Origin of the sequence: uncultured Dialister sp. (genome assembly GCF_900538805.1) — a bacterium.
In the GTDB taxonomy this organism is placed as follows: Bacteria; Bacillota; Negativicutes; order Veillonellales; family Dialisteraceae; genus Dialister.
Map to the genome: position 1 here is coordinate 1 of NZ_UPZP01000105.1, position 7237 is coordinate 7237.

A 7237-nucleotide genomic window follows, 5' to 3' on the forward strand; every position below is an offset into this window, starting at 1 on the left:
GTTACGCGCCGCGGTTAGGATAGGCCCTTTGGGCCGCATAAGAAGAACCACCAGCTATGCTGGTGGGTTTCTTTTTTGATTGCCCGTATTTGAAGTGAATGACCGTCGGCAGCCCGCCGCCCCTGTCATTTCGACCGGAACGAAGTGGAGAAATCTCACTCCGAAATAGTACAAGGCCTATTATGGTGGGAGATTTTAGGGCTCAGAGTATCAATAGAGGATAAAACCTTTACCGCCAATACCGCCGCACCGCCCCGCTCAACATGACAGTAGGGAGTCGCAGGTGTCTGATTGTCTGACCGTCTGAAGTCTGACTGTCTATCTTCTATCTTCTAACTTCTATCTTCTAACTTCTACCTTCTATCTTCTACCTTCTATCTTCTATCTTCTCATCCTCACCATCCGCTCTTTTTCCAGAAGGAAGGGATGAAAATGGAGAGGAGGGTCACGGATTCCAGTCTTCCGAAGAGCATGGACAGGCAGACGATGACCTTGGAGAAATCCGGCAGCGCCGCATAGGTGCAGGTGGCGCCGAATTCACCGAAGGCGGGACCGGCGTTGCTCATGGTGGTGAAGGCCACGCCCAGGGCGTCCATGAAAGCAAGGCCGTCAAACATCATGGCCCCTGCCCACAGGGTGGAGAGGGCCATGTAGATGAAGAAGAAGGCCAGCACCTGGAGTACTGTATTCCGGGAGAATTTTTCCTTTCCCACGGTCATGTGGAAAACTGCCCTTGGGTGCATGTGGAGCTTCAGAATGGCGGAGAAGCATTTGAAGAGAAGAATGAGACGTATCACCTTCAGCCCGCCGGCGGTGGAGCCGCCGCAGCCTCCGACTATGATGATGAGGAGAAGGATAAATTTGGCAAAGGAAGGCCATTGGTCAAAGTCGGCGGATACGTAGCCGGTGGTGGAGGACAGGGAGGCGGACTGGAAGAGGGCTTCTCGGAGGGATTCCGGAAGGGACATATGGCCCTGGAGCACCAGGGAGGCGGTGATGAGAAGGGCCGCCGCTGCCACCATGAGGAGGTAGACTTTGAATTCCGTATCCTGCAGGAGCACATGGAGACCCCGTTTCCAAGCGTCCACGTAGAGGCCGAAGTTGGCGCTGGAAATGACCATGAAGAAGGTAAGTATCATTTCCAGGGAGAAACTGTGATAGTAGGCAATGCTTTCATTTCTGGTGGAAAAACCGCCGGTGGCAATGGTGGAGAAGGCATGGTCCAATGCTTCCCAGAAACCCATGCCCCAGAGCATTAAGGCCGCCGTGGCAGCGGCGGTGATACAAAAGTACACGCAGAAAAGGGCCAGTGCCGTTTCTTTGATGCGGGGGAGGGGCTTGGAAGAGGTGGGTCCTGTGCTTTCGGCATTCACCATTTTCGTAGTGCCCCGTCCCGCCTGGGGGAAGAGGGCCACGAAGATGACGATGATGCCCAGACCTCCCAGCCAGTGGGTCATGGCGCGGAAGAAAAGAATGGACGGCGGCAGGGGCGAAAGGTCATTGATGACGGTGGCCCCGGTACCGGTGAGGCCGGACACGCTTTCCACCAGTCCGTCCAGCGGGGAGAGGGTGCCGGAACAGATATAGGGAATGGCATAGAGCAGGGACACGGCAATCCAGGAAAGGGCGGTGATGGCGGTGCCCTCCCGGAGCGTGAGACTCACATTGGGAGATAGATTTCTTCTGCGGAGAAGGAGGTAAAGAAGAAGGGACAGCAGGGCAGGGATGAGGAAGGAGAACACCGGCCCGCCGTAATAGAGGGAAAGGAGCAGGGGAAGAAGGAGCACGGCGCCGGCACCCAGAAGGATGCGGGAGAGCATGGATTGGATGATGCGGATGTTCATACTAGTCCCTGCCTTTGAAATAGGAAATCACGTCCTGCGCCCTGTCCGCCTCTGCAATGAGAATGACGCTGTCACCGGCGGCAAGGACGGAATGGCCGTCAGGAATGTAAACCCTGCCATCCCGCACATAGGCGCCTACCAGGCAGGACTTGGGGAGGCCCGCCTTCATGAGGGGCTTTCCGGCGGCCTTGGAACCTTCGGGAATGACGATTTCCAAAGCCTCCGCCCTGGCCCCTTCCAGCAGGGACACAGAAACCACGCTTCCGCTCCGCACAAAGGCAAGCACCTCACCGGCCGCGAGAAGGCGGGTGGACAGGACGATGTCGATGCCCACCTGCTGCATGAGGGCGATGTATTCCGTGCGGGTCACCCGCACCATGGTCTGTCCGGCGCCCAGATGTTTTGCCAGAAGGGCCATCATGAGGTTCAGCCTTTCGTCCTTGGTGGTGCAGATCACCGTGTCCGCCTCCGATACCCCTTCCTGGGTGAGCAGGTCCATGTCCGTGCCGTCGCCTAAGAGGACCATGCTCTTTTTCAGCTTTTCCGCCATCTGCTGGCAGTGGTCTTCATTATTGTCGATGACCTTCACTGAAATCCCCTGCTTCTCCAGCATGGGAGCCAGGGCCTGCCCCGTGCGGCCGGCGCCGATGATGAGGGCCTTCTTCGTCCGGCGCTGGTACTTGGCATGGCCGTGGGATGAAATTTCTGCAAGGGATTCCGGATTTCCAAGGAAATACACGTTGTCCAGCGGCAGCAGCCTGTCACTGCCGTGGGGGATAATCATGTGGTGGTCCCGGAGGATGAGGGCGATGAGAACGGATGGCGGCAGGGTGATGTCCTTTAATTCCTTATGGGCAAAGGGAGAGCGGGGACTGAGTTTCATTTCCAGAAGACGCACCCGACCTTTTGCAAAATCCTCCACGTTAATGGCGGAGGGCGTCATCACCAGCCGGCTGATTTCACGGGCCGTAATGAGCTCCGGACTCAGCACCAGGTCGATGTCAAAATTTTCCTTAATGTAGTCCACCGGCTCCGACAGGAACTTCGGGTCCCTGATGCGGGCGATGGTATGGGGAATGCCGTTCTTCTTCGCCAGCATGCAGGCGATAATATTCACCTCATCCATGGCCGTCACCGCCACCAGCAGGTCGCTCTTCGAAGCATCCCGGCTCCGCATAAAGGAAGGACTGGTACCGTCGGCATGGATGGTAAGCACATCCAGGTCATTCCGGATGGCCTCCAGCTTTTCCTCGTCCGAATCCACCACCACCACGTCGTAGCCCTCATTGGATAAAAGCTTGGAAACGATATAGCCCAAATGGCCGGCACCAATAACGATAATACGCATATCTCTGCTCCCTTCTCTGAAAGGAATCTACTTACCCTTCACCTCTTATTGTATCACGGTGGGGATAGGGGTAATGTCGGCTTACCGTTGTCCGCTGTCCACCGACCGCCGTAGGCACCCTCCTGCCAGACACTTGCGCCCCCCTTTGCTGGCTGGCGCCACCACCTTTCCCCTAAAGGGAAGCATGTCACTGGATTCTCAGTCGCCTACGGCTCCCTACGAATCCAGTTCCTTTGCCACCCCGCTTCGCGGTGGGACTATGGGTGCTGAACTTTGTGCCACATGGGATGTAGGGGAAGAGTAGAGCGGTTTATTCTGCCCCCTGAATAGGGGGGAAGTCCGGCGCAGCCGGATAGGGGGTAGCCGCGTTAGCGGCTAATTATCGTAATGCAGTTCCTGCTGATGAATCCAAAGGTATTCAGTCGGAACCATCCTGCAGCCGGCAGTCGGAAGCCGATTGCCTTCATCTTTACCCCAGCGGCTCCTTCCCGCCGACGGGTATTTAACACTATATGTCTCATATGTCCCGCGTACCAAGATTCTTCGCCCGGGCTCAGAATGACGATTGGACGGGAAGGCAAGAACGTAACGCTGACTTTATATTCATCGCCGCGAAGCGGCGATACCACAACCCTTTGAACCCTTTGAACCCTTTGAACCCTTTGAACCCTTTGAACCCTTTGAACCCTTTGAACCCTCTGAACCCTCTGAACCTTCTGAACCTTCTGAACCCTCACGCCTCAGGCGTGTCCTTATCCCAATTCCTTCACCAGGCACTCCAGAAACCGCTCCATGCCCTTGGACAGGCGGTGCCCTTTCAGGCAGAAGAAGGTGATGGTGTGATGATAGGCCGGCCAGTCCAGGGGGCGGAGGACCATGTTTTCTTCCGGCCTTTCCCAGGGGGCCCACATGACCAGGGCGGCGGAGAGGCCTTCGCTGGCCAGCTGGAGGGCGGAGGCACGGGCGTCTACGGCAAAGAGGATGGGCGGGCGGAGGTCCGCTTCCTGGAAGAATTGTTTCACCGTGTCCTCGGTGCTGCGGCTCACTGCCAGCGGGACGTTTTCCAGGTCTTTGGCGGAAAGGATTTCCTTTTCCGGCAGGAAATGGGACGCCCTTTCTCCGACAGCCACCAGGGATGCCGTTTCTTCATGGAGGATATGGAAGAGGGAGGGATCCGGCAGGGGCGCGTTGGTGATGCCTATTTCAGAAATGCCCCGGCGCACTTCTTCCGCCAGAGGCACCTGGTAGGATTCCCGGATGCGGAAGGTCATGTCCCTGTATTTTTTATGAAAGGGACCGATGCCCTTTTCAATGACCATGGGCATGAGGGAAGGCGACAGGGATAGGCGCAGGGTGCCGGAGAGCCCTTCCTCCAAAGTGGCGATTTCGGACCGGGCGGTGCTGTCTGCTTCGCATATCTGTCGGGCCTGGCGGTAGAGAATCCATCCAGCCTCCGTGAGCTCCAGGGTGTGCCGGCCCTTTCTCGGCTTCACCAGCACGGCACCGTATTCCTTTTCCAGCACCTGCAGCTGCCGCGTCAGCGCCGGCTGGGCCACGTGGATTTCCCGGGCCGCCTTGTTCATGCCGCCGGCCTCCACCATGGCAATAAAATTTTTGTAGAATTCAATATTCATGGACATCACCATATATAAAAAGAATGAATAAAAATTATAAAACAAACAAATAAGTTAAATCAGAAATCTATATTATTATTATAGGATAGGAAAGGATATACTGTAAAGGATAGAAGATAGAAGATAGATGAGTGCAAAACTTTTATCCTTATTGATATGATAATGTGACTGAAAGGAATGACTATGGACGCTGTTTTACAGGGATTATCGGGCATATTTGAAGTGGTCCTCATCGCGGGACTGGGCTTTTATCTGGCAAGGAGCGGATGGCTCTGGGAGACGGCGGGAAAGGACCTCACCCGCCTCACCATGACCGTGGCACTGCCGCCTCTTATGATTTATTCTTTGAAATCCAATTTCACCCAGCACCAGCTTATCGAGACAGCACCGGATCTGCTGCTTCCCTTTGCTTCCATTTTTGCGGCCTATCTGGCGGGGCGCCTATGGGCGGCCATCCTTCATATATCACCGAAGCGCCGGGGCGTCTTTACCTGCACCTGCTGCATTGCCAACGCCATTTTCATCGGCCTTCCTGTGAACGTGGCCCTTTTCGGGGAAAAGAGCGTGCCCGCTGCCATGCTCTACTACATCGCCAACACCGCCATGTTCTGGGGCCTTGGGGCCTACCTTATTGTGAAGGACGCCGGAAGCGGAAGAAAATTCACATTTCCGGAAATGATGAAGAAGCTCCGTACCCCGCCGCTCATGGGCTTCCTGGCCGGCGTGGCGCTGGTGCTTCTGGACATTCCCCTTCCTGCTTTTGCCATGACCGCCTGCCGGTATGTGGGGAATATGGCCACCCCCATGGCCCTCATGGTGGTGGGCATCCAGATGAGCCGGATTCCTCTCTCCTCCATTCACTGGGACCGGGACCTGGTGGGCGCCATGGCAGGACGATTCATCCTTTCGCCCCTCTGCCTCTACCTGCTCCTTCCCTTTATTCCCGTGAGCCCCATGTCTGCCCACGTATTCCTCCTGCAGGCCGGCATGCCGGCCATGACAAACATGACCATCCTGGCCGCCTCCGTCGGCGCCGACGCCAAGTATTCCACCACCGTCAACTGCATTTCCCTCCTTCTGGGAATCTTCTTCATTCCCTTCTACATGTTTCTCTTTTCATAAATGGTAAAATAAAGAAAAGGGACAGATTTTTATTTCTATTCTACTTCTATTCTATAAGGAGGAACCCATATGAAGAAGGGATTCAAACCGGCATCCTGGATTTATCCCCAGCCCGCCATCGTCATCGCCACCTGGGACAAAGAAGGCCGCCCCGACGCCATGACCGCCGCCTGGGCAGGCATTTATGATACGGATAAAATTGGCATCATGCTGGACCATCGCCACAAGACCATGGAAAATATCAAAGAAACCGGCGCCTTCACCGTCAGCATGTCCACCGCACTAACCATGGCGGAGTCCGACTACTTCGGCACCGTCTCCGGCAATACGGTGGAAGGAAAAATCGACAAAGTTGGCTTCCATACGGTGAAAAGCGAATATGTGAAAGCACCGGTGATTGAAGAATATCCCCTTACCTTTGAATGCAAAGTGGAAAAACTCATCCCCGAAGGCGAAGACTTCCATGTGGTAGGAGACATCGTCCACATCCTGGCAGAAGAATCCATTCTCACCAATGGGAAACCGGATCCCGCCAAACTCCACCCCCTCGTCTTCGACGGCGTCAACGGCACCTATCTGGAAACGGGGAAAGCCATCGGAAAGGCCTGGAGAGAAGGAAGAAAATTTGTGAAATCCTGATGATGAAGATGAAAAAGAGGCATCGGCGGTGTGACTGCCGGTGTCTCTTTCTGCTTGATAGGTTTAGGGAAGCACTGATTCATTCGCAGAATCGAATTTCATATGTATTTTTATCCAATGCTGCGTCATAAGTCTCCTTAAATAGCTCGAAGGGATAGAAAGGCTCTTAAGATGGGCGGGGCTTCGCCCCCGAAGGTTCTCAGAATTGACAGCGCCGGAGGGGCTGTTGCCCCCTGAGCGAAGCGAACACAACCTGCCGCCGGCAGGCGGCCACAACCTTCGGGGCTATCAGCCCCGTCCACCTTCCCCTCTGAACCCCCTGAACCTTCTGAACCCTTTGAACCCTCACGCCCGAAGGGCGTGTCCATTGGCGATACCACAACCCTCAGCGCCGGAGGCGCTGTCAAACCTTAGAACCCTCACGGCCCCGGGCCGTGTCCATCTTAAGAACCTTTCCATGCAAATGAGTAAAAAAGATAAAAAAACAGTTGACACAAACTTCCATCCATGGTATCATCATACCTGTCGCCGCGAGAGCGGCGGCCCCGATGAAGTCTTCCTTCAAAAAACTTCAAAAAAGTGCTTGACAGGAAATACCGAATTGTGGTAAGATAATCAAGTCGCTTGAAGAGCGATGATTCTTTGAAAAC

The 7237-nt window shown here is 55.1% G+C and carries 5 protein-coding genes; 2 read left to right on the top strand and 3 right to left on the bottom strand.

All coding sequences use genetic code 11. The annotated features are described in order from the left end of the window. Window positions 1–395: 395 nt before the first annotated feature. The 3 genes from QZQ29_RS08180 to QZQ29_RS08190 all read right to left on the bottom strand — a co-directional run bounded on the left by QZQ29_RS08180 (window position 396) and on the right by QZQ29_RS08190 (window position 4826). The gene (locus QZQ29_RS08180; RefSeq protein WP_296962205.1) at window positions 396–1844 is read right to left on the bottom strand and encodes a TrkH family potassium uptake protein; all 1449 of its coding nucleotides are present in this window, start codon (window positions 1842–1844) and stop codon (window positions 396–398) included. Between the two features lies 1 nt (window position 1845). Next, a complete protein-coding gene (trkA, locus tag QZQ29_RS08185; RefSeq protein WP_296962207.1) occupies window positions 1846–3192 on the bottom strand; it encodes a Trk system potassium transporter TrkA in 1347 nt (448 codons plus the stop codon). 752 nt (window positions 3193–3944) lie between these two features. Next, window positions 3945–4826: a LysR family transcriptional regulator gene (locus QZQ29_RS08190; protein ID WP_296962209.1), complete on the bottom strand. Its 882-nt coding sequence runs from the start codon at window positions 4824–4826 to the stop codon at window positions 3945–3947. Between the two features lie 183 nt (window positions 4827–5009). Between QZQ29_RS08190 and QZQ29_RS08195 the strand changes: the two genes are divergently transcribed. Further along, on the top strand, window positions 5010–5948 hold the full coding sequence (locus QZQ29_RS08195; RefSeq protein WP_296962210.1) for an AEC family transporter: 939 nt from the start codon (window positions 5010–5012) through the stop codon (window positions 5946–5948). A gap of 69 nt (window positions 5949–6017) precedes the next feature. Beyond that, window positions 6018–6587 (top strand): flavin reductase family protein, encoded by a 570-nt coding sequence (locus QZQ29_RS08200; protein ID WP_296962212.1) that lies wholly within the window; start codon window positions 6018–6020, stop codon window positions 6585–6587. The last annotated feature ends 650 nt before the right edge of the window (window positions 6588–7237 follow it).